The organism is Gilliamella sp. A7, from assembly GCF_002142015.1.
Taxonomy (GTDB): Bacteria; Pseudomonadota; Gammaproteobacteria; order Enterobacterales; family Orbaceae; genus Gilliamella; species Gilliamella apis_A.
In genome coordinates this window covers 1-22,407 of record NZ_NASN01000028.1, presented here as the reverse complement: position 1 = coordinate 22,407, position 22,407 = coordinate 1, and the positions used below count along the sequence as shown (strand labels likewise).

Below are 22,407 nucleotides of genomic sequence, written 5' to 3'. Positions count from 1 at the left end.
AATTTTCGAGTGCTCTTTTAGTTATCTTAATTTTGTTTGTTATTTTTCGGCCATTTTAATATTACATTTTATGATATAAATCTGTGATATGAATCATGCCAATAAATTGTTTTTTATTATCAATCACAGGTAAAACGGTTATTGGTCTAGGTTTGTGTTGTTCCATTTTATTTAAAGCCTCGGATACATATTGGCTATGTTCAATAGTTATTGGGGTGGTTATCATTAACTCAGAAACTTGAATATCTAATAGATTAGAGTGATTTTGTAATTGTCTACGAATATCACCATCAGTAATGATGCCAAGTAATTCATTGTTGTTATCAACTATCGCAACAGCACCTATTCCCGAATGAGTCATAGCAAAAATAGCATCAGATATAGATTTTTCTGCGGTAATAGCAACCTTTCTATTATACTTTTCAACTAACTGTTGCACTGTCATCAACCTTATTTGACCTAAATTTCCACCAGGATGGTAAAAAGCAAAATCTTGTGAGCTAAATTTTTTTGCATTCATTACTGAAATAGCCAGTGCATCACTTAAGGCTAATTCTACAGTTGTACTTGTTGTCGGCGCTAAATTGAGTGGACATGCTTCTTGGGCGATATGAGCATCTAAATTGTAGGTTGCAAAGCGAGCTAAGGTTGATAATGGATTACCACAGATTGAGATTAACGGAATATTGATTTGTTTTATGGTCGGTAAAATATTCACAATTTCGGCTGTTTCCCCACTATTTGAGATAGCAATAATGGTGTCATCTTCAGTGATGCAACCTAAATCACCATGAATAGCTTCGGCTGGATGTAAATAAAAAGATGGCGTACCTGTGCTCATCAATGTTGCGGAAAGTTTACGAGCAATATAGCCGGGTTTTCCCATTCCTGTCACGATGACTCTTCCTTTGGTATGCAAAATTAATTCTACTGCATGGAAAAAAGTTTCATTAATTGAGTTAATAATTTCTTCTATTGCGGTAGCCTCTTGTTTTAGAACTTGTTTGGCGAGTTGCAATGTTTCAATTTTGCATATTAGAGAATCTTCTGATTTTGTTGTCATATCCAAATTATCCTTATTTATGAATTGAATTAAATTAACTAGAGTGAAGCTTGAATAAGTAGATATAGAAATTGTATGCATAAAACCGAAACTAATTTTATCGATTCACAAAAAACTAACTAAGAAAAAGTGAAAGTTTGATTCAGATCACATTTGTTAAACCCGGTTGTGAAAGTGTTAAAAGATTAACATTTTGTTGATTATTTTATTACTACAATGGCGCCAACTTAATTGGGAAACTCACTATGAAACAAGAACTACCAAGATATAAAAGAATTTTAGAGTACTTAGATGAATATGATGTTGCCAATATCAATTTACTCTCTAATTTATTTTCCGTTTCACATATGAGTATCAGACGGGACTTAAAACTTTTACAAGAAAAAGGATTAATAAAAGTATCGTATGGAGGTGAAATAAAAAGAAGTTTTTTAAATGGTACCCCCCTTTATGACATCAAACAAAATCGATTTTCTGAAGGGAAGAAAAGAGTAGGGAAAATAGCGGTAAATTTATTACAACCAGGGATGGTAATTTTTATTGATGCAGGAACGACGATGCGTGAATTTGCCTTGAATATCAATGTTCCAATCACAGTAATTACTTTAGATTTACATGTGGCCTTGGAGTTATCTTCTCGGCCAGAAGTGAATACGATTATTTGTCCTGGTGAAATACAAACTACAAATGCGTCAGCTTATAACACTCAAGCCATGAAGTATCTTTCAGAACAGGTTATTGATTTAGCCTTTATTGGCGCAGATGGCTTTAATTTAGAAGATGGTGCATTGACCACAACACAGATTAAAGCTGACTGTAAATGGATGGCATTATCCAGATCTATTCAATCCGTTCTTTTGGTAGATAGCAGTAAATTAGGGCTTAGATGTCGTTTTAAGATCTGCGATTTAAATCGATTTAATTATCTTATAACTGAAAAGCAATTTCCTAGTAATTTTGAAAAACAATTAATAAAACAGGATATTAAATATATTTATTAAGTGATGTAACTAATAGTTAGTTAATTTTGGTAGATGTATAAAAAGTTCATTTATTGAGCTTAATTTTTGAGAGGAAGCAAAAATATGAAAGTTGCCGTTGTAGCTGATGATTTGACAGGTGCTAATGCCACTTGTGCTTTATTAAGCAAAAAAGGGTTTAATGCAATTACATGTTTGGAAAAATTCAATGAAGATCTTTCCAGATTTGATGTGATTTCATTTGCAACTGATTCACGTTCAATACCTTATAAAGAGGCCTACTCACGGGTTGTCGATTGCATAAGCCAGTTTAGCAAATATCAACCTTTAATTAGTAAACGTATAGACTCAACGTTGCGAGGTAATCTAGGAGCAGAAGTTGATGCAGTTATTGACAATGATCCTAATCTAATGGCTTTAGTTGTGCCTGTGTATCCATCAAGTGATCGAATCTGTGTTGGTGGATCTTTATTAGTTAATGGTATCCCATTACAGAATACAGCAATGCGTAATGATCCTAAAAATCCGATGACGGAGTCTTCAATTTTAGAATTATTTCGTTGCCAGTCTCGATATCCAGTCTCACATATTGCTCTCAAGGATGTTTTAGAAGGTAAAGATAGAATTGAGCAGCGTTTAAAACAAATATATCAACAAGGTGGTCGTATTGTCATATTTGATGCTACTACGGATAACGATATTAGTGTGATAGCACAAGCAGCGAATAATGTTAATTTGCCTGTTTTTTGTGTTGATCCGGGGCCATTTACTGCCCAATTTGCTGATCTACGTTATTCATCAGAACGAAAGATGGCCAACAAAGTGTTTGTCGCAATAGGCAGTGTGTCTGATCTTACTCAAAGACAAATAAGAAAATTGAAATATGACCGAAAAGTTTGGTTAGAAACGATATTAGTTGATGAATTGATAGAAATTTCTAAAGACATCAAGAAAGCTAAACCAATTGTAGATAAATTACTGAAAAAGGTTGATCAATTTGATGTGATCGGCATTGATACCGTTGAAATGCCAGAGCATGTTTGTGATTTAGCTAAGTTAGCTGCTAACAATAATATGAGTATGAGTGAAATTAGTAATACCTTGAATCAAGCTATTGCCGAAATAACAGCGCAAGTCTTATTCCACCCTGAATCTATTATTAGAGGTATTTATACCAGTGGTGGGGATGTCACGGTAAATGTTGTAAATCGATTAGGAAGTAGTGGTTTCTTACTTAAAGATGAAGTTGAACCATTAACGGTTTATGGACACCTTGTCGGTGGGAAATGTGATGGTTATTCGATAGTAACGAAAGGTGGATTTGTCGGTAACGATAATACGTTAGTTCATTGTATCGATTATTTGAGTACCAAGATTTCATCACATGAAAGCTTGAAGCATTAATAACTTATAACTAGTTCAACTTAGATAAAACAACATAAGTTGAGCAAATTTTGAATAATTTTAAAGGAGTAATAAATGAAACGTCGTTGTTTAATCGGAGTTCCTATGGGCGATCCGGCTGGTATAGGCCCTGAAATTGTCGTGAAAAGTATTGCAGCACCAGAAACCTATGAATATGGATGTGTACTGGTAACTGGCGATAAAAAGGTGTTAGCTGATGCGTGTAAGTTTTCAAAAGTAAACTTACAAATTAATGAAATTACCGATCTAACTCAAATACAAGATAAACCTAATGTATTGAATCTTATTCAGTGTGGCGAATTAAATTATGATACGTTTAAAATTGGCCAAATTGAAGGACAATGTGGTCAAGCGGCATTCAACTATATTAAAGTTATCACTGAGCTTGCTATGGAAAAAAAACTTGATGCCATTGCAACAACACCTATTAATAAAGAATCCCTTAAAGCTGGTAATGTTAACTATATTGGTCATACCGAGATATTAGCAGATCTTACTGGTAGTCAAGACCCACTTACTATGTTTCAAGTTCGAGATTTAAGAGTGTTTTTCTTAACTCGTCATTTAGCATTGGTTAAAGCCATTGAATCATTAACGCCAGAAAGAGTCTGTGATTATGCTATTCGTTGTAACGATGCATTGGTTAAATTGGGGATCAATAAACCGAGAATGACGGTTGCTGGTATTAATCCACATTGCGGAGAACATGGTCTTTTTGGTCATGAGGATGATGATGTTTTATTACCAGGTATTGAAATGGCTCGTAAACAAGGAATTGATATTAATGGCCCTAAACCAGCTGATAGTGTTTTCCATTTTGCTATGGGGGGGGGCTATGATGCTGTTTTATCTCCGTATCATGACCAAGGTCATATTGCAACGAAAATGGTTGATTTTCATCGTACCATTTCTATCACTAATGGAATGCCGATTCTTCGCACATCTGTTGACCATGGCACAGCAAATGATATTGCCGGAAAAGGAATCGCTAATCCAGTGAGTTTGATTGAGGCTATCCGTTTAGCTGCGCTATACGCACCAAATTTCAAACGTTAATAAGTAGCTATTATTACTTATACCAATTTATTTTTCGGTAATGATTATGTCATTATCGAAGGAGGGTTTGCATATGTCTAAAAAAGAAAATAATAATAAATCACTTTATCCTTATGTCTTATTAAATGGCATTATTTTAGTGGTTGTCGGATTAATTGTTTTTTATCTAGGAAGTTTACATAGTATTGAGAAGAGCAGCTGGCGAATGGTTGCCGGCTTACTCGTTGCAATTACCTTGTTACTATTTATGATTTTAAAGACAAGAATTCAGGCATTTCCTGCATTGATTATATCCGCTTTAATTACTGGCTCACTGGGTGGAATGCCTGGTGAATTTATGATCGCAACGATTAGTAAAGGCTTTGGTAATACGCTCGGTAACATAGGGATCGTTATTGGCTTTGGCGTTATGATGGGGTCAGTTTTGCAGATGAGTGGTGCAGCGCAAAAAATGGCACAAGTCTTTATTAACCTTTTAGGAAAAGGCAGGGAAGAGTTAGCATTAGTCATTATCGGTTTATTAGTGAGTTTAGCTGTATTTTGTGATTCAGCATTTATTGTTCTATTACCGTTAGTGAAAGCTATTTCGCGTAGTACGGGTAAATCTATCGTCGGACTGGGTTCTACATTGGCTATGGGGCTTGTTATTAGCCACAGTATGATTCCACCAGCGGTAGGACCATTTGGTGTAGTTTCACAATTTGGTATTGGCCTTGGTGAATATATGCTTTGGGCAATGGTTGTTGCTATACCTATTACTATTGCTGGTTTTATTTATACTCGTCATGTTGGTCGTAGTATTTATCAAATTCCAACAGAGGATGGTGAGAATTTTACTCGTGAACGTCTAACAGTTACTTCGCAAAATTTAGAAGATGATCAACAATTACCAAGTGCGTTAGCGTCGTTTGCACCAATTGTCACTCCGATTATTTTGATATTAACCGCTACTTTAGTAAATGAAATGAAATGGGATAATTCTATTGCCATTATGTTAAAAACAATTGGACACCCAATTGTAGCTGTAGGCATTGGATTATTAATTGCGATCATGGCATTAACTAACTCATTTCCTCGAAAAGATGTGGTACATCAGATGGAAAATTCAATTCGCTCTGCTGGTATCATATTGCTTGTTATTGGCGGCGGTGGCGCATTAGGAATGGTATTACGTGACTCAGGAACAGGTCAAATTATTGCTGAATATATTGTTAAAATTGGTGTGCCTGGTATTTTGTTACCATTGACGATTTCAACTTTGATTCGCTTAATTCAAGGTTCTGGTGTAGTTGCCATGATTACCGCAGCAAGTATTACTGCACCAATGATTGGAACATTGGGTGTAAATCCGATTATGGCTGGATTAGGTTGTTCTATTGGTTCATTTATGTTTTCTCATTTCAATGATGCTTATTTTTGGGTAGTTAATCGCTCACTAGGCGTTACTGAAGTTAAAGAACAAATTAAAGTTTGGAGTATGACAACTACCGTACTTTGGGCTGCCGGAACAGTGACATTATTGATTATTAATGCTATTTTCTTCTAAGAAAAGCGGGATAGTGTAAAGGAATATACTTCCCCTAATATTTTCTATAAGTTAGTTATTGTTAATTTTTGCGGTAACTAAAATATACCTTGCCAAACTGAGATAGGGTTCAGTTTGGCAAAACTGTTTTTCAATTTCTAATAATTGTTCAAAATGCGTTTCGGCTTTTGACTTATTGGTTAAATAGTCATGAAATATACGAATTCCTATTTTATTGGTGATCTCAAAATTTTGTTGGTTCAACCATTGATAAACTTGATTTGGATCACGAGGATAATCGGGAGATAAGGTTTTCTTTTTACGTTTATTAAGACCGGCTTGAGTATATCCAAAATTACCTAAAGTCACTGTTTTAAATAATAGCCCGTGATAGTTATAGAACATTAATGACAAATAACCATCTTGTTTAAGGTATTGTCTTAGCGACTGTATTATTTGGACTGGATTAGCTACCCATTCTAAAACGGCATGACAAATCACAATATCAAATTGTGTTTCAATGAATTGATTTAGATCTTGAATAGGGCAATGAATAAAATTTAAGCTTAGATTTTCTTTTTCGGCTTGTTTTTTTGCTAATGCCAGCATTTGCTCGGAAATATCACAAACAGTAATGTTATGCCCTAACTTGGCTAATCGACAAGCAATCTGACCTTGTCCACCGCCTGCATCTAAAATAGTTAATGGTTTATTCGTTGGATAGCTAGCTAATATATTTTCTAGCTCTTGCCAAACGATAGCTTCTCGAATCTTGCCTTTGTTTGTGCCATAAATGTTTTTGGCAAATTTATGGCTGATATCATCAAAATTACGATCGATTTTAGTCATAATAGATAATTATTATTTTAATAATTTTTTATTTAATTTAGTCGCTTCTAAATTAATTTGGGCAATTTTTTCTGACATTAGTTGATGGCACTGTTCCATTAATATTCTAGCATCTTCTTTACGTAGATTTTTGGTTTCGATTGGCGGAAGCATTTCGACGATCATATGGCCATTATTAAGACGGTTAAGTTTTATATTATTGGTATCTGATACGCAAATTGGCACAATAGGAACGCCAGCGGCTATAGCAGCTTTAAAGGCACCAGTTTTAAATGGTAATAATCCACGTCCACGACTTCGAGTACCTTCGGGGAACATCCATATTGATATTCCGCGTTTTTTTATTTCGTTAACAACTAAGTTAATGGTATCTCGAGCTTTTGATTTATTATTACGGTCAATCAAAATATTGCCCGTTAAGTAATAAAGCTGTCCAAAAAAGGGAATCAAAGCAAGGCTTTTCTTACCTACCGTAACGGTTTTGGGTTGTACAATGTCAGCAGCAACCACCATATCATAGTTGTTTTGGTGATTAGCAATAAATACGCAGCTGCCTAAATTGTTAATATTTGCTTGCCTACGTGTATCAACCTTTACACCTAAAATTGGTTTGAAGAAAAAACTGAAAAGATGGGCAAATCTAGCCACATTTTTAGGGTTACGAGGATTGAATAAACAAAAAATAACGCCTAGCACACAAGTTATAATACCAATAAATAACACACTGATTAAGCGAAAAAGAAAAACCATAATTTACCTCATAAGTTAACTTAGCGTATTATATACGTAATCTATTTGAATATACAGTTTGTTAAATATCGCTTAAAGGATGTTTATGCTCGAATCAACTATTATTTGGGATGATAATCAAATTCCACTCTCCCGTTACTTTGATGATGTCTATTTTAATACTGAAGGTGCAGTAGATGAAACTCGTTATGTTTTTATTGAAGGGAATTGTTTATATGAGCGCTTTTTACAATATCAGCAAGAGACTTTCACTATTGGTGAAACCGGTTTTGGTTCTGGTTTAAGTTTTTTAATTGCTTGGCAAACCTTTAAACAATTTAGACAGAAAAATCCAAATAGTAATTTGAAAAAATTAAATTTTTTTAGTGTTGAAAAATATCCTCTATCTGTTAGTGAAATATCAAAAATTCATGATAAAGTTATTAATTGTGATGTTTTATTATCACAATTAGCTAAGCAATTGCGAGATTTCTTAATAACCCCCGATGTTGGTTGTTTAGATGAAACGAATTTATTGATATGTTATGACGATATTAGCTGCTTTGGCGATTTTTTAGATCAACAAAATAGTTTAATTGATGCATGGTTTTTTGATGGTTTTTCGCCAGCCAAAAATCCAGATATGTGGAATGAATCTCTATTTAAACGTTGTTATCAATTAACAAGAGAGAAAGGAACATTTGCAACTTTTACCGCAGCTGGTTTTGTCCGACGTAATTTAATTAATGCTGGATTTAATGTTGAAAAACGGAAAGGGTTCGGTATAAAACGCGAAATGCTAATCGGCCAAAAAATCTAAATTAGTTCGCCAATTTAACTTTTGGCGAACTAATACCAATTAACTAATATTAATTAAACTCGAATTGATAAATAAGATCTAATGTTTGCGCAATACCAGAAGCCGCTTCGACATATAAATTTGGCAATAAACGATAACGCAAGGTAAATGTAGCTAGTGAGTCGAATATACCAACACCGTATTTTAGCTGTAGATGAGGTAATATATAACCACTTACTACCACTTTCGAATTATTTCCTGCCCCTTGAGTGTCTAAAGAGAGATTCTTAATGCCAAATGCATTACCTATATCACCAATAAATTGTCCTGTTTTGGCGGTTCCAACGCCAACTAAAAACGCAGTCATCATATCATTATCGCTTTGGTCAGAACTATCAAGACCTTGACCTCGAATCAGATAAGAAAGAGCTTCTTGTTGCGACATGGCAGGATCAGAGAAAATTTCAATTTTAGGATCTTTTGATGACCCCTTAACACGAAGACCTGCTGTAATGTTACTGTTATCCATAGACTCAGGATTACGGATGGCTTCTATGTCTAACATAGCTTGATCTGTGGGTCCAGAAAAAGTGATAATGCCTTTGTTAATGATTAAATCTTGGCCATAAGCATGAAATCGTCCATTAGGTATCGAAATTTGGCCGTGTAAATCTAAGCCTTTATTCGTTTGGGTTGCGATTAATTTACCTTTTAATGAAGCTTTTAAACCAAAGGCATCTACCGTGACTTTATCACCAATATTGATTTCAATATGGCTATTAATTTTCATACCAAATTTTTGTGCTTGAATCTGTTTGTGGTTCCGATCCAACATGACTTCATCTGGTGACACATTAATACTTGATGGTGGAAGCGAATCAACAGTGATTTTACCTTTAGGAATTGAAACTTTACCAAGAATTGTCAGTTCATCTTGCGTTGCTTCTATTTTAATATCTGGAATGACTGACATGACAATCATTGGTGGTACAGTGACATCCATGGCCGCACCATTAACATTTAAGGTTGCTTGCCATTTTTCCAAATTATTCCAACTGGCTTGACCATTAATATTAATATTGCCTGATTTAGTAACTAAAATTCCTTTCATGGTCGAAGTTTTACCGTTAAATTTAATATCAACCTTAGCGGATTTGATATCGATTGGTAATTGGTTCGATTTAATATTGCTATGCTTCAAATTGATATCACCAGTTAAATTAGGATCTATTAATGATCCAGAAAATTTAACCATGCCATTGATAGCACCATTAGCATATTCATTTTTACTTAATATAGGATTAAACATTGCTAAAGCTAAATTATCAATATTGAGCTGACCACTTAAATCTTTATTTCCCGATGGATCATTTATGGATAAATCACCATAGATTTTGCCTAATTTATTTAAGCTAAAATGCCAATTTAACTTAACTTGTTGTTCACTAAATTCTGCATTTATATTAAACAGATCAAATGGGACGAGTAAAGTTTGATTGTTTATTATCTGCTTAATATAAACTTTATTACTGGTTATATTAGCTTTAATACTTGGAATTTTGCTAGCGTCTTTGAATTTAATATCTGCTTTGCCATTAATAAAACCATCAATTTTTGTTTCACCATCATTGGGTATAGGTAATTTGGCAAGATCAATATCTTTTAATGTAATTGATGTCTGATTATTATTAGCTATGGATAATGGTTTATCTAAACATACACTAGAATTATTACTACGCCAACAATGTGCTTCTATAGTTGGAATTTGATTCGCTATATCATAAGATAAAGAGAGAGGTTTAGCTAATTGCCAACGATTATTATTATTAGTTAGTGTGAGTAAACTATGGGGTATATTTGCAGTCCATTTGTTATGTTGTTTATCTAATTGTCCATTTAATGACATTATCATTGACAATGGACTACCTTCAAAATTTATGTTTAAAAAGTGGCGAGCTTCATTACCTGATAGTTCAATATTGGCTTTTTTTATACTTTGGTTAGCGATATTGATATTATGACCAATCAACTTCAATTGTCCACTAAGTTGATTTGTGTACTGAATTTTTCCTGATAGATCAGCTTTAGCGAGAGAGATATTTTCATAATTCAATTCGCTGATATTTATATTGGTATCAATAATAGGTGAAGCTTTATTACCTGTTATTTTGACATTTCCAATAATTGTGCCATCAAGATCATCTGCTAATAATGATAAGTTATTAAAATTAAGCTGGGTATTTAAATTGCTTTTATCGGTTGAACCATTAATATTTAACTGATTTTTACCCCAAAGTAGAGATAGATTTTTTGTTGATAACGTGCGATTAGAATCAACAAATAGGTCGCCATTAGCTGAAAAATTAGCTTGCTTTATGTTACCTTTTAATTGTATTTTAGGAACATTTATTTGCCATAAATCACCTTCAAGCATACCAGAAGTTTTAAATTGGCCTGCTAGGCGAATAGGAAAAGTTGGTAACTCTTTAGTAATATCTACATTATTAAGGTTAACACTAGCATCCCATTTAAGTGCTGTTTGCCAATCTAACTGGCCGGTAAGATTAATATCACCTTGAGGAAACTTTATGTTAGCGTGGTTAAGCGAAGCCGATTGATTAGTTCCATCACCAGTAATATCAATAGCGGTATCCGGTATGCCATTACCTTTAAGTAATCCTTTGACAAGCATATTGAAATTTTGCGCATTACCACTTAAATTCACCGCAAAATTATCTAACTGATATTGTGGATCTCCTTCAATAGGCCATTGAATATGTTTACCGTCTAACTTTGTTATTAATGGTAGATGTTTTTCAATAAAATTGATTTGTCCTTCAATGGCTATTTGGTTTAAACCTGTAATATGGGTATAAGTTGATAACTTACCAAATAAGTTTCCTGAAAAATGACCGTTTAGATGATTTTTTTCTGTATCGGCTTTAACTAAAGCAAAAATAGGCCAGTCATTACCAAGTGTTATTTCACCTGATACATAAGCATGCCCACTAGCATAAGGTGTTGTTGCATTAGTATCAACATGCTTGACCATAATATGATTATTAATCATCTCTGTTTTGATATTTACTTGATTAAAATGATAATCTTGACCACCAATATGTAATAACCAATTATCTCCAGTTAGACTTGTGACATTGATATCTAGAGGAATACTAACTTGTGGTAGTGAATTTATTAAAGGTTGGTTAAATAGTTGTTTAACTTTTTGGTTAAGAGGATGGTTATTACCTTGTTTATTATTAGATTTTTTTGCTGTATTGTCATCAGCAAATATTGCTTGTAAACCCATAGCTACTGCTGGATATACATAGATTTTTTCATTGACCCAGTTAGCTTTTCCTTTAAAGTCAGACATACCAAATTGCATATTATTAACTTTTACCATGACATTAGAAATGTGTGTCTGTTTTAACTCAATAGGTAATGGTGTTTTGATTATTTGCCGTTTCTTTGGTGTTGGTTCATCAGGCGAAGGTTGTGATTCACCAGTATTAATTACTATATTGATTCCATCAGCGTCAAATTGTTCAACACAAATTTTTGTTTGTATTAAACATAAGCCAGATAATTTAAATTTTGCATCTTCTACCTTTACACTGACATTAGGCAGCTCAAGTGACAGTCCATTAATATGTAAATCGTGAAATGTACCTTCAACTTGCGCTATTTTCAATTCAGGCAATAATTTATTAAGGACATAGGTAGTCAGTTTTACACCTAAAGTTGTGTAAATCATTAAAATAGTAAACGTGATAAGGAAAACAAAAATGGAAAGCACTACAATGCTGCGTTTTTTCCATTTGCGTATGCGTTTTATTTTTTCAGCTTTTTTTACTCTTATTGGATTTTTTGCCATTTTATAATTCGCTTCCTAAACCAATATATAGATGTATTGAGCCTTTATCTTTTTTGTTTAGTGGAGTTGCTAAATCAAACTTAATTGGACCAACAGGGGATGCCCAGCGAATACCTAAGCCAGTTCCGGTATAAAATTTAGTTGTATCGACTTTATCTATTGCTTCACCAGTATCGACAAAAGCTGCCCCCCACCAAGAACCAGCTAAATTATATTGATATTCAGCCGAACCGGTAATCATTTTTGAAGCACCTTTGAGTTTACCTTTCTTATCTTTAGGTGAGATAGATTGATAACTATATCCGCGAATACTGCGATCACCACCAGCGAAAAATCTAAAAGAAGGTGGCACTCGATCAAAGTTACTTGCTTGGATAATGCCAAAATTACCTCTGACTATAAAGCGATGCGATTGTTTAATTGAACGAATCCAAGTTTGTTGAGCTTGAAAACGAACTAAATTAATATCGGAACCTAATGTTTCCGCAGCTGCTTCAACAGAATAACGTTGAGAATCACCCCACATCGATAATAGGTTGCCGTCATTTCGTATGCGCGAAATACTGAGTGATGGATAATATAAAAAGGTTTTAAAACTTGCATCCCCTTGAGTAAAGTCATCACGTAACAAATTAAAACCAAGAGCCGTTTGCCAACCGTCAAAATTATCCCAATTGCGCAAGGCACCTAAAGTATATGAACGTGAATAAGTATCGTTATTATCGATTTTTTTATAACCACCCTGAATGGTATAGTATTGTTCAATAGGGGATTTTTTCAATGGTATCTTATAACTCATCGTAATAATTTGCTCTGGAGATGAGAGAGATAAATTACTTTGAAAACTCTGCCCACGGCTATTGATCCAAGGTTTATTCCAACCAATTTTGCCATGCACACCATTATCTGTTGAAAAACCTAAACCCAGATCCATAGCATTTTTTTTTCGAGGCGTGGTTACCACATCAATAGGTAGTGCTTGATCGGCAGTTAGATTAGGAAAATCAGGTGTAACGACCACCGAGTTAAACCAGTTAGTGGCGCTAAGACGTCGGTTTAATAATGATAATTGTTCGGCAGAATATTCATCTCCTTCTTTAAAAGGTACGATGTTGGCCAAATAATCTTGACGAATTTTTGCGTCAGGAAATTTAACCTCGCTAAATTTATAGCGTTTACCAGTATTAAAATCGATATTCCAAAAAGCTTGATGGTCGTATTGAGATACAGCTAATTGATGTATTGGCATTACAGCATCAAAATAGCCTTTCTTTAATGACAAACTTTCTAAGTTTTTTTTAAACGTTTCGTATGTACCATGGTTTAGAATATCCCCAATTTTGGGTAACAGTTTAGCTAATAATTCTTGAAAGTCTTTATCCTGTTTACCTTCACCATCAATATTAATATTTAATTGTTTAATTCTAACTGGTTCGCCTGGCGATACTTTAACAACGAGTATTTTAGGATCAGTTTCGTCATAATTGAAAGAAGGAGAATAATAACCTAATGCCCGAAGTGCTTTTTGTGCTTCACTTTCAAAATATCGCTTAAAATTAGGCGAATTATTAATCTTATCTGACGTGATTAACGAAATTCGAGCATCGACATTTTCCGCTAGTTCACCTGATAATCCTTTAATTGATAACTTCATATCAGCATAACTAGATACGGTTGTTACCATTAAAAGTAAGCATAATGAGCGAGAAAGTCGTGACACATACACCTCAATAAAGTTTAGGATTCAAGTAATTTTACATGTCCAATATATGGTAAATGGCGATAGTGCTGTGCATAGTCTATACCATAACCTACTACAAACTCGTCAGGAATTGAAAAACCGATGTATTTTACTGGCACTGTAACCTCACGGCGTGAAGGTTTATCTAATAATGTACAAATCTCAATACTACGTGGATGACGTAATTTCAAAATAGCCATTACCTTGCTAAGCGTATTACCGGTATCAATAATATCTTCTACAATTAGCACATCTTTATCACGAATATCTTCATCTAGATCTTTTAAAATTTTAACATCTCTATTACTTACCACAGCATTGCCATAACTTGATGCTGTCATAAAGTCGACTTCGTGACCAACTTTAATTGCTCGGCTTAGGTCTGCCATAAAGATAAAAGAACCTCTTAATAAACCGACTAAAATAAGCTCATTTTGACTGTCTGCATAATCTTGACTTATTTGTTGACCTATTTCATTTACCCGTTTTTGGATATCTTCAGCAGATATCATGGTTTCTAATGTATGCTTTTTCATTAATAATGCTCAGTATATATCTTAAAAAAAATCAGAACAGATTCTAGCAATTTTCACAGGTAAAAAGAATAACTAAGAAAATTTTTTATCAAATAATTAAAAAATGATTTATAGAATTCATTTTTTAATATTAAGTCAATCATTAACTATACTATGGCAAGATTATTTATTTTGTTTTATTTCTAAACGACGCTTTTTGAAAAAGTTGCTTAACATTGAGCTACATTCACTAGCTAAAACACCACTAGTTATTTGGGCAAAATGATTAATGCCGGTTCTGGAAAGAATATTAATATAAGAACCAGCAGCGCCGGTTTTATAATCACTTGCTCCATACACTACCCGCTTGATTCGACTATGTATAATAGCACCAGCACACATAATACAAGGTTCAAGAGTAACATACAATGTTGTATTGACTAAACGATAGTTGTGTAACAATCTACCTGCTTGTTCAATCGCGATGATTTCTGCATGAGCAGTTGGGTTATGTTCAATTATTGATTGATTAAAACCTTCACCAATAAGTTGTCCGTTTTCATCAACAATTACTGCGCCGACTGGGATTTCTCCTCTAGATTCAGCGCATTTAGCTAATTCTAATGCATGACGCATCCAAATTTCATCTGTCATGCTGTTATATTATAAATTATTTAGATTAAGTACATCACGCATATCATAAAGTCCAACCGGTTGCTTAGCAAGCCACAATGCAGCACGTACAGCGCCATTAGCAAATGTCATTCGACTTGAAGCTTTATGACTAATTTCAACTCGTTCTCCGACATCAGCAAAAATAGCGGTGTGTTCACCTACTATATCACCAGCTCGAATAGTGGCAAAACCAATTGCTCCTTTGGGTCTTTCGCCGGTATGGCCTTCGCGGCAATAAACTGCACGCTCGTTTAAGTCACAACCAAGTGCATCAGCAATAGCTTCACCCATAGCAAGTGCGGTACCTGATGGAGCATCGACTTTATGACGATGATGGGCTTCGATAATTTCGATATCAGTATAATCCCCCATAATCTGGGTGGCTTTCTCAAGTAATTTAAGTACTAAGTTAACGCCAACGCTAAAATTTGCGGCAAACACAATTGCAATTTGTTGTGCGGCATTAGCTATTGCTTGTTTACCTGTTTCATCAAAGCCTGTTGTGCCGATTATCATCATTTTTTTATGTTCGGCGCAAAAAGTTAGATGTGCTAGAGTCCCTTCTGGACGAGTAAAATCAATTAATACATCAAACTGATCTTTTGCTTTGGCTAAATTATCTGTAACTTTTACGCCACACAGTCCAATACCAGCAAGCTCACCAGCATCACTACCTATCAATGATGATCCTTCTCTTTCAAAAGCAGCGCCTAAAGTCACACCTTCAATTTGAGATACTGCTTGAATAAGTTGACGACCCATTTTACCTCCAGCGCCAGCAATAGCGATCCGAATCATACTTATAGACATATAACTTTCCTTACATTATTACCTAATATACATAAACAAATATTATAGCGGAAAACTATTAAGTTATATACCGACTAAAAAGCAAAATGTTATACTTTGCTCGTAATTTCTTATAATAAAAATAGGATGCTTCATGCGTAGTAGATGGTATTTTGGATGGAACATTGTTATTGCTGCTGCATTGTTAACACTGCTCTCAAGCGGATTACGGATGAGTATGGGGGTATTCTTTTTACCTATCGCCAATGATCTGCAATTTAGTCGTAGTACTTTATCAAGTATTATTGCTATTGGTATGCTTTTTTCTGGCATCGCAATGCCAATAGCAGGTTATTTAGTTAGTAAATTTGGGACGCGCTTTGTTTTACTATTAGGTTCACTAATTATTATTATTTCGTCTGTTTGGGCAGCTAATATAAATGATTATTGGAACTTTTTATTATCCTTCGGTATAGCGTTATCTTTTGGTACTTCGTTTGTTGGTTCGGTAAGTTTTACACCGATTGTTGTTCGTTGGTTTAGCAAACATCGTGGGCTGGCTTTATTCATTTTATCAAGTGGCAGTATGGCTGGCATTGCTGTTATGCTACCTGTATTTGCTTATTTTATTCCGCTTTATGGATGGCAAACTACATTGATTGTATTTTCGCTATTTTTTATGCTGTTAGCTTTACCTATAGCGCTTTTTATTATGAAAGATAAGCAAAGTGATATAGATATAACTGAAAATAACCAAAATATAAGACCAGAAATGACGTTAACTCAGGTATTAAAAACTCGACCGTTTTGGTTGCTTAGTTTTGGATTATTTACTTGTGGATTTAGTATGAATTTACTTGGCACTCACGGTGTACCTATGTTAATGGATCATGGTTTTGATTCAATAACCAGTTCTACTGGATTAGGCTTAATTGGTTTGGTAGCAATATTTAGTACGCTAGTGCTTGGCTATATTTCAGATATTGTGCCACGAAAATTCGTATTAGCTATGATCTATTTCGTTAGAGGAATAGGATTTATAGCATTAGTTATTGCAGCAACTCAATGGCAACTTTATACCATAGCCTTATTAGGTGGATTAGTTTGGGCTGGCGCTTTATCTTTATCAAGTGCTATTTCTGCTGATATTTATGGTGTAAAAATTGTTGGTTTACTTTCGGGGTTAACTTACCTTGGTCATCAAATTGGTGCGATGATTGGTTCATGGTTAGGTGGATGGGCATATGACATGTGGCATAACCATTTTATTGCCTTTGGAGTAGCTAGTGCTTTATTATTGTTAGCTGCTCTATGTACTTGCTTCTTACCTAAAATACACAATAGTTTATTATGACAATAATGGACGCTAGGGCGTCCATATTTATTAAAGAACTTTTAATAATTCAACGTCGAAAATTAAAGTACTATATGGTGGAATTGAAGCTCCAGCACCTTGAGAACCATAAGCTAATTCTTGAGGAATATATAATCGCCATTTTGAGCCTTCAGACATTAATTGTAACGCTTCAACCCAACCACGAATAACACCATTAACAGGGAATTCAGCTGGTTGACCTCGTTCAACAGAGCTATCAAATACCGTGCCATCAATTAGCTGTCCAGTATAATGAACTTGCACTCGGTCAGTTGCTTTTGGATATGCGCCATTACCTTGTTTAAGTACTTCGTATTGTAAACCTGATTCAGTTGATTTTATGCCATCTTTTTTAAGATTTTCTGTTAAAAAGTCTTTTCCTGCTTGGGCAATTTTTTCTGCTTGTTTTGCTTTTTCTTTAGAAGCTTGTTCATGAACGTGGCGAAGAGCATCATGCAATTCTTGTAAAGGTAAAGCTGGTTGGTTACCACTTAATACATCTTCCATAGCTAATTTTAATGCATTAAGTTCTAAATTGTTTAATCCTGACTCTTTTAATTGTTGGCCAATTTGTAATCCAATTGCGTAACTTGCTTTTTGCTCAATGGTATCTAATTTCATTTTTTACCTGTCATTTGTTGATATTAAGTTGCTTATTATAGAGCATTACGATTAAAGATAAGAAGAAAAATATCAGCTCTTGTTAATTATCATCAATATAACAATGCTTTCTAAATATAAATTTAGAGAAGAATTTACTATTTTATCTAGCGCTGACTTAAAATATCAGCGATAATACCTGCTATTGTAATTTTGAATGGATTATTTTAAATGCCGTTTCGTAAATCTATTTCGCTTGCTATTGTGACCGGTATATTATTAACTGGCTGTTCACTTGTCGATCGTTGGGTTTATCGACCTGATATCAATCAAGGTAATTATGTAACACAAGATGCAATAGAACTATTACAAGTTGGCCAAAGCAAAGAACAGGTGGTATTTATTATGGGATCGCCAATGTTAACCTCTTCTTTTGGGGATAATGTTTGGTATTATATTTTCCGCCAACAGCCACGACATGGTAATATAAGCCAAATTACTTATGCTATTTATTTTAATGAGATGGGCATAGTGAGTGATATAAAAACCTCCATATTAGAAGGCTCTTTATCATTAGAGGAAATGAATAAACAGGAAATTTCAGATCCTATTGATATAAAGTCCGAAGATGATAATGATAATGTAACTAACCAACAATCCTCAGAAACTTCATCAGAATCTGAATCGGAGTCAGAATAACCTCTAAAAAAACCTCGTTATTATAACGAGGTTTTTTATATCTATGTTACAGTCAATTGTAAATTTGATTAAATCGCTCTATTAGTTAGTAGTAACCACCAATAGAAGAAATAAGAGCAATTATAAGAATCATATAAATAATGAAAAATAGAATTGAACAAATAAGAGCGATTAATGAAAACTTCCAATAGCCATGTAAATTTTCAATAGCCTCAACAAGATTTTGTTCGTTATCAAAATTTGCAGCCAAACCAAATGTGTTGCCTGATTTAAATAGTTTTACACCAGCTAAGATTATTGGAATACCAACAATAGCAGATAAAATCCCTATACAACTTATAGCACCGATAACTATCATTATAACGCCATAGATTTGTTGCATTATTGCAATAAATTTCAGCTGTTTTTTTAGCACATCGGTTGAATTAATGGTGATACTTTTTGGTTGATTCAAATCCATCTTTATTCCTTATATTATATATTATTGTACTATTAAAAAATGGCAGCTAGAATAGCAGTTTATTTTTTTATGTCGAGGTAAATTTGCAAAAAAAATCTATACTAAATCGTTTTTCTATTGCGCCGATGCTAGATTGGACAGATAAACATTGTCGTTACTTTCATCGTATCTTGACTAAACAGACGTTACTTTATAGTGAAATGGTTACTACAGGAGCAATTTTATTTGGTAAAGGCGATTATTTAGCTTTTAATAGCCAAGAACATCCTTTATGCCTACAACTAGGCGGAAGTGACCCTGTTGCATTGGCAAAATGTGCAAAATTAGCTGAAGAACGCGGATATGATGAAATCAATCTCAATGTCGGATGCCCTTCCGACCGCGTTCAAAATGGTATGTTTGGTGCCTGTTTAATGGCGAAAGCTGATTTAGTCGCAAATTGTATTGATGCCATGCAAAATGCTGTTAGTATTCCCGTAACGGTAAAAACACGTATTGGTATTGATAATCAAGATAGTTATGAATTTTTATGTGACTTTATTGAAAAAGTCATGCCTTATAGCAAAACATTTATTGTACATGCTCGTAAAGCTTGGCTTTCCGGACTTAGTCCGAAAGAAAATCGCGAAGTGCCACCACTTGATTATGAGCGAGTATATCAATTGAAACGTGATTATCCTCATCTAACAATCGCCATAAATGGAGGAATTAAAACCATTGATGAAATTAAACAGCATTTAACTTTTGTTGATGGTGTTATGGTTGGTCGTGAGGCTTATCAAAATCCTATTCTACTGACGCAAATTGATCAACAAATCTTTGGTTCTGATGCTCCAATTCCTGATCCTATAGCTGCAATACAAGAACTTTATCCTTATATTGAAACGCAGCTAACTCAAGGCGGTCAACTCAATCATATTATACGCCATACCTTAGGTATTTTTAATGGTAGAAAGGGGGCTAAACAGTGGCGACGCTATTTGAGTGAAAATGCCCATAAAAAAGGGGTAGGAATAGAAGTTGTTGAACAGGCATTAACTTTTATTCAATAGCAACAAAGGTTATGAGATGTTTTGAAGCATGGCTTGTTTGCACATGCTTGACAGTTCAGTATATACTAGCGAACAATTTTACTTAGGGTTCTCTTCTGTGCGTTTAAATTCAAGTCAACAACAAGCTGTCGAACATGTTTCTGGGCCTTGTCTGGTATTAGCTGGTGCAGGTTCTGGTAAAACTCGTGTAATTATCAATAAAATCGCTTATTTAATTCGGGTAAAAGAATATTTACCTCGACATATTGTTGCCGTGACTTTTACTAATAAAGCGGCTCGAGAAATGAAAGAACGTATAGCCCAATCATTGAGCAAGCCTGAAGCAAGAGGGCTAAAAATTTCAACCTTCCATACCTTAGGATTAGATATTGTACGTCGAGAATATAAACATCTTGGTATCAAAGCTAATTTTTCACTATTTGATGATCATGATCAATTCGCTTTACTAAAAGAGCTTACTCAGCAATGGTTAGATGGTGATAAAGATCTTATTAATCAGTTACGTTCAACTATTTCAAATTGGAAGAATGATATTGTTGATTCAACCATTGCAATGGCGAGAGCACAAACTAATAAAGAAAAGCTATTTGCTCACTGTTATCAACTTTATGAAAAGCAACTTAAAGCATGTAGCATATTAGATTTTGACGATCTTATTTTATTACCGACATTGCTTTTAAAAACCAATGAAGAAGTCAGAGAAAAATGGCAAAACCGTATTCGTTACCTATTAATTGACGAATATCAAGATACCAATACCAGTCAATATGAATTTATTAAATTATTGGTAGGTAGCCGAGCTAAATTTACGGTTGTCGGCGATGATGATCAATCAATTTATTCATGGCGTGGTGCTCGTCCGAAAAATCTAGTTTTACTTAAGCAGGACTTTCCTCAACTAGAAGTGATTAAGTTAGAACAAAATTACCGATCGTCAGGAAGAATATTAAAAGTTGCCAATATTTTAATTGAAAATAATCCTCATATCTTTGAAAAGAAATTATTTTCCGAACTCGGTTATGGAGAACATCTCAAAGTCATTTCAGCCGATAATGAAGAACATGAAGCGGAAAAAGTGGTTAACGACTTAATCGGACATCGATTTGCCAATAATAGCCAATATGGTCAATATGCCATTTTGTATCGAGGTAATCATCAATCTCGTTTAATTGAAAAAATGCTAATGCAATATCGAATTCCTTATCGAATTTCAGGTGGTACATCTTTTTTTGCTCGAATTGAAATAAAAGATTTAATGGCCTATCTTCGTTTATTAACTAATCCTGACGATGATAATGCATTTATCCGGATTATTAATACACCAAAACGTGAAATTGGACCTGTAACTATCCAAAAATTGGGGGAATGGGCAAATCATCGTGGAGTTAGCTTATATCAAGCAAGTCATGATATGGGCTTAACGGAATTACTATCAGGTAAACGCATGGAAACATTACATGGTTTTATTCACTGGTTTGATTCATTGATTGAAAAATCACATATAGAGCCGATGGTTGCCATTCATGAACTCTTACATGGTATTCATTATGAAAGTTGGATCTACGAAACCTCATCTTCACCAACTGCTGGGCAAATGCGTATGCGTAATGTAGAACAGTTGGTGAGCTGGTTAAATGATATGTTACAGGGTGATGATATCGATGAAGGATTAACTTTAGAACAAGCTGTAGCTAGATTTACCTTGCGTGATATGTTAGAGCGTAATGAAACAGAAGAAGAACTGGATCAAGTACAATTAATGACATTACATGCTTCTAAAGGGCTTGAGTTTCCTTATGTATATTTAATTGGCATGTCAGAAGGATTATTGCCACATCAAACCAGTATAGATGAAGACAATATTGAAGAAGAACGGCGGCTTGCTTATGTTGGCATTACTCGAGCACAACGGGAATTAACCTTTTCATTTAGTCGGCAGAAAAAACAATTTGGAGAAACAGTTTATGTAGAACCAAGTCGCTTTTTACTTGAACTTCCTCAAGATGATTTAGCATGGCAAGATCAGCGTCATGAATTATCACCTGAGAAAAAGATGCAACAAGGGCAAAGTCGTTTAGCTATGCTAAAAGCACAAATAGCCAATGCTAAATAAAAGACTAATATTTCAATTGAGATAAGACAGCCATCGAACTGCTATCATGATTTATAATTAAATCTGATTAAATTAGCAATAATAT

The 22,407-nt window shown here is 34.2% G+C and carries 19 protein-coding genes; 9 read left to right on the top strand and 10 right to left on the bottom strand.

Annotated features, from left to right (window positions below; all coding sequences use genetic code 11):
- Positions 1–61: 61 nt before the first annotated feature.
- Positions 62–1,063, bottom strand: a complete 1,002-nt coding sequence (locus tag B6D18_RS08010) for an SIS domain-containing protein (RefSeq protein ID WP_173795313.1) — start codon at positions 1,061–1,063, stop codon at positions 62–64.
- A gap of 245 nt (positions 1,064–1,308) precedes the next feature.
- Between B6D18_RS08010 and B6D18_RS08005 the strand changes: the two genes are divergently transcribed.
- From B6D18_RS08005 to B6D18_RS07990, 4 genes are all read left to right on the top strand, one after another.
- Positions 1,309–2,064: a DeoR/GlpR family DNA-binding transcription regulator gene (locus B6D18_RS08005; RefSeq protein WP_086363975.1), complete on the top strand. Its 756-nt coding sequence runs from the start codon at positions 1,309–1,311 to the stop codon at positions 2,062–2,064.
- Between the two features lie 84 nt (positions 2,065–2,148).
- Entirely contained in the window at positions 2,149–3,447 is a 1,299-nt protein-coding gene (locus B6D18_RS08000; RefSeq protein ID WP_086363974.1) for a four-carbon acid sugar kinase family protein, read from the top strand.
- Positions 3,448–3,522: 75 nt separating this feature from the next.
- Positions 3,523–4,524 carry a 4-hydroxythreonine-4-phosphate dehydrogenase PdxA gene (gene pdxA / locus B6D18_RS07995; protein ID WP_065579160.1) on the top strand — a complete coding sequence of 334 codons (1,002 nt, stop codon included), beginning with the start codon at positions 3,523–3,525 and terminating at the stop codon, positions 4,522–4,524.
- A gap of 205 nt (positions 4,525–4,729) precedes the next feature.
- The gene (locus B6D18_RS07990; protein ID WP_371328886.1) at positions 4,730–6,070 is read left to right on the top strand and encodes a GntP family permease; all 1,341 of its coding nucleotides are present in this window, start codon (positions 4,730–4,732) and stop codon (positions 6,068–6,070) included.
- Positions 6,071–6,121: 51 nt separating this feature from the next.
- Here the strand turns inward: B6D18_RS07990 and cmoM are convergent, their stop codons facing one another.
- Positions 6,122–6,898 (bottom strand): tRNA uridine 5-oxyacetic acid(34) methyltransferase CmoM, encoded by a 777-nt coding sequence (gene cmoM, locus B6D18_RS07985; protein WP_086363972.1) that lies wholly within the window; start codon positions 6,896–6,898, stop codon positions 6,122–6,124.
- Positions 6,899–6,910: 12 nt separating this feature from the next.
- Entirely contained in the window at positions 6,911–7,648 is a 738-nt protein-coding gene (locus B6D18_RS07980; protein ID WP_086363971.1) for a 1-acylglycerol-3-phosphate O-acyltransferase, read from the bottom strand.
- An 85-nt stretch (positions 7,649–7,733) separates the two neighbouring features.
- On the opposite strand from B6D18_RS07980, the gene mnmD reads away from it, so the two are divergent.
- On the top strand, positions 7,734–8,447 hold the full coding sequence (mnmD, locus tag B6D18_RS07975) for a tRNA (5-methylaminomethyl-2-thiouridine)(34)-methyltransferase MnmD (protein WP_158092545.1): 714 nt from the start codon (positions 7,734–7,736) through the stop codon (positions 8,445–8,447).
- A gap of 49 nt (positions 8,448–8,496) precedes the next feature.
- Here the strand turns inward: mnmD and B6D18_RS07970 are convergent, their stop codons facing one another.
- From B6D18_RS07970 to dapB, 5 genes are all read right to left on the bottom strand, one after another.
- Complete coding sequence (locus B6D18_RS07970) at positions 8,497–12,303, bottom strand: translocation/assembly module TamB domain-containing protein (protein WP_086363969.1); 3,807 nt, start codon at positions 12,301–12,303, stop codon at positions 8,497–8,499.
- A 1-nt stretch (position 12,304) separates the two neighbouring features.
- On the bottom strand, positions 12,305–13,987 hold the full coding sequence (locus tag B6D18_RS07965; RefSeq protein ID WP_086363985.1) for an autotransporter assembly complex family protein: 1,683 nt from the start codon (positions 13,985–13,987) through the stop codon (positions 12,305–12,307).
- Between the two features lie 53 nt (positions 13,988–14,040).
- Positions 14,041–14,580, bottom strand: a complete 540-nt coding sequence (gene hpt / locus B6D18_RS07960; RefSeq protein WP_086363968.1) for a hypoxanthine phosphoribosyltransferase — start codon at positions 14,578–14,580, stop codon at positions 14,041–14,043.
- Positions 14,581–14,742: 162 nt separating this feature from the next.
- Positions 14,743–15,213 (bottom strand): tRNA adenosine(34) deaminase TadA, encoded by a 471-nt coding sequence (gene tadA, locus B6D18_RS07955; RefSeq protein WP_086363967.1) that lies wholly within the window; start codon positions 15,211–15,213, stop codon positions 14,743–14,745.
- A gap of 9 nt (positions 15,214–15,222) precedes the next feature.
- Positions 15,223–16,044: a 4-hydroxy-tetrahydrodipicolinate reductase gene (gene dapB / locus B6D18_RS07950; protein ID WP_086363966.1), complete on the bottom strand. Its 822-nt coding sequence runs from the start codon at positions 16,042–16,044 to the stop codon at positions 15,223–15,225.
- Between the two features lie 133 nt (positions 16,045–16,177).
- Between dapB and B6D18_RS07945 the strand changes: the two genes are divergently transcribed.
- Positions 16,178–17,377, top strand: a complete 1,200-nt coding sequence (locus tag B6D18_RS07945) for an MFS transporter (protein WP_086363965.1) — start codon at positions 16,178–16,180, stop codon at positions 17,375–17,377.
- A 30-nt stretch (positions 17,378–17,407) separates the two neighbouring features.
- Here B6D18_RS07945 and B6D18_RS07940 read toward each other — a convergent pair whose 3' ends face one another.
- A complete protein-coding gene (locus tag B6D18_RS07940) occupies positions 17,408–18,019 on the bottom strand; it encodes an FKBP-type peptidyl-prolyl cis-trans isomerase (protein WP_086363964.1) in 612 nt (203 codons plus the stop codon).
- Positions 18,020–18,229: 210 nt separating this feature from the next.
- Between B6D18_RS07940 and bamE the strand changes: the two genes are divergently transcribed.
- On the top strand, positions 18,230–18,697 hold the full coding sequence (bamE, locus tag B6D18_RS07935; protein ID WP_086363963.1) for an outer membrane protein assembly factor BamE: 468 nt from the start codon (positions 18,230–18,232) through the stop codon (positions 18,695–18,697).
- 85 nt (positions 18,698–18,782) lie between these two features.
- Here bamE and B6D18_RS07930 read toward each other — a convergent pair whose 3' ends face one another.
- A complete protein-coding gene (locus B6D18_RS07930; protein WP_086363962.1) occupies positions 18,783–19,157 on the bottom strand; it encodes a DUF5362 family protein in 375 nt (124 codons plus the stop codon).
- 83 nt (positions 19,158–19,240) lie between these two features.
- Between B6D18_RS07930 and dusA the strand changes: the two genes are divergently transcribed.
- Together dusA and rep are read left to right on the top strand one after the other, a co-directional pair.
- The gene (gene dusA, locus B6D18_RS07925) at positions 19,241–20,209 is read left to right on the top strand and encodes a tRNA dihydrouridine(20/20a) synthase DusA (RefSeq protein ID WP_216818903.1); all 969 of its coding nucleotides are present in this window, start codon (positions 19,241–19,243) and stop codon (positions 20,207–20,209) included.
- 97 nt (positions 20,210–20,306) lie between these two features.
- A complete protein-coding gene (gene rep / locus B6D18_RS07920; RefSeq protein WP_086363983.1) occupies positions 20,307–22,322 on the top strand; it encodes a DNA helicase Rep in 2,016 nt (671 codons plus the stop codon).
- Positions 22,323–22,407: the final 85 nt, after the last annotated feature.